We start from the raw sequence: 1,630 nt of genomic DNA, 5'->3' as shown, positions 1-1,630 counted from the left end.
CGGTTGGCCATGCGCCGGTTCAAATCCAGTTTTTCAGTGGCGGTCAGCACCAGACGCTCAACCACCTGAGTAAGCTGCTCCGGTGTTTTCAGCGTGAGCTCGTTCATGGCAAATCATCCAGATGGCCGACAAACAGCACCAGTTCGTTCAGGTCGTCTTCGTCGACACGGGCAGCAAAATCGCCCACGCATTCAAACCGCTCGCCGTGTTGTTGCCAGTTTCCTTGCGGGTGGGCTTGCAGTGCGAAGGCTTCCCGCAGGTCAATCTTGATTTTGATGTCGCAGCGGCCGTTATCCAGCAGCTCGGTGGCGAAGGTCGGAAACGGCAATCCTTTTTCCATCCGGTACGGGTCGTGCGTATTCATCCAGGAGACCAGGTGCATCATCAGAATGTGCGGCTGCACTCTGACATCCTGCATAAACACGATGGCGGTGTACTCGAGTTCAAACCCATCGACGCTGTCGCCCTGAGTGCAGAAAAGCGCGCCGTCTTCGGCCCAGACGGTGAAGTTCTTGGCATCCGCCACGTGCTCTCTGAACAAGTCCGTTAAACTTTGCAGCGCTTTCATCACACCACCTCAAAACAGTAGGTTTCCTGCCCGTGAAGCAGCAGGTCCACCGCCTGACGGTATTGCACCTCGCAATGGTATTTCTTGCTGCTCAGCGCTTCCTGACGATCGGCCGCTTCGGCGGTCGCATCGGAGCTGAGGCGGATGCCGATCAGCTCGCTGGCCGTCAGCGCAAACACCGCCTGGGTGTAAAGCGTGGTACCGGATTCTTCATCGCCGAACTTGTCCTTTGAGAGCGCGGCAAGGTTGTCGTACTGCGCGATGGCATCGACCAGCTCGCGGTGCACCTTAATGCGCGAGACTTTCGCCTGTTGCAGAATGCCTGCCTCTGTCTCATTGCTGAGGAAATGAAACAGAGACTGAAACTCTGAAATTTTGAGTGCGGGAAAGTTATCCGTGGCGGGCAGCTCGGAGGCATACACGTCGCTTTTGTTGCCGATAAATTCCATACATCACCTTTGAGGGAATGCAGGCAGCAGTGCACGAATAACAATCTGTGTAGGAGCCAGACTGATAACGTGACAGAGCCTGCATTGGAGGGTGTCAGTCTGGCGCAGTTATACCCACGCCCCGTTGATCTTGAGTTTGACGTTGCCGAACTCGACCGCCGCCACTTTTTCAAGCTGCTCGATGACGTACGCCATGTTCATCGACTCAAAGTTTTCCATCTGGTCTTTGGCGTCGTTTTTCTTACCGACCGTGCGGCGAACCGAGTCTTCCTGAATGTAGATAGACAGGTTGTCATAGCTGGTCACCATGATGCCCGTTGACGGGAAGCCCGGAACCGACACGGCCGGCAGGCCGCCATAGGTGCCGATGACCTGACGCTCCTGAATCTTGCTCTTTTCTGTCGGCGTATTGCCGTGCGCGTCGTAGAACTTGGCCTTCTCATAAGCCAGCAGATCAGAGCCATGATGGCAACCAGGTCAGAGTCGTTTTCGCACGCCGGATGCAGCAGGTTTTTCAGGTTCAGCACCGCCAGATCGAGGTTGGCAAAGTCGCCGCCTTCACCAATCTTGATCACGCCGGAGCCTTCCGCGCCTTCGGTGATTAAACGTTCGG

General features: G+C 55.8%; 2 protein-coding genes and 2 pseudogenes. All 4 read right to left on the bottom strand.

Annotated features, from left to right (window positions below; translation table 11 throughout):
* Positions 1–107: pseudogene (locus tag JIG40_RS22870) on the bottom strand (virion morphogenesis protein); the annotation flags it as partial.
* On the bottom strand, positions 104–568 hold the full coding sequence (locus JIG40_RS10600) for a phage tail protein (protein ID WP_020329248.1): 465 nt from the start codon (positions 566–568) through the stop codon (positions 104–106). The gene JIG40_RS10600 and the pseudogene JIG40_RS22870, both read right to left, overlap by 4 nt.
* Positions 568–1,017, bottom strand: coding sequence for a head completion/stabilization protein (locus tag JIG40_RS10595; RefSeq protein WP_199465326.1), 450 nt, complete (start codon positions 1,015–1,017; stop codon positions 568–570). Before JIG40_RS10595 ends, JIG40_RS10600 begins: the two co-directional genes overlap by 1 nt.
* Positions 1,018–1,125: 108 nt before the next feature.
* Positions 1,126–1,630: pseudogene (locus tag JIG40_RS10590) on the bottom strand (P2 family phage major capsid protein); the annotation flags it as partial.

Origin of the sequence: Vibrio sp. bablab_jr001, from assembly GCF_016464285.1 — a bacterium.
GTDB lineage: Bacteria > Pseudomonadota > Gammaproteobacteria > Enterobacterales > Vibrionaceae > Vibrio > Vibrio fluvialis.
The sequence above is the reverse complement of the archived record's forward strand: the minus strand, read 5'-3'. Positions and strand labels throughout refer to the sequence as shown.

What these genes read in the sequence shown, in the direction of transcription:
- JIG40_RS10595 (WP_199465326.1), bottom strand. Translation starts at nt 1,017, where the DNA reads ATGGAATTTATCGGCAACAAAAGCGACGTGTATGCCTCCGAGCTGCCC.
- JIG40_RS10600 (WP_020329248.1), bottom strand. Translation starts at nt 568, where the DNA reads ATGAAAGCGCTGCAAAGTTTAACGGACTTGTTCAGAGAGCACGTGGCG.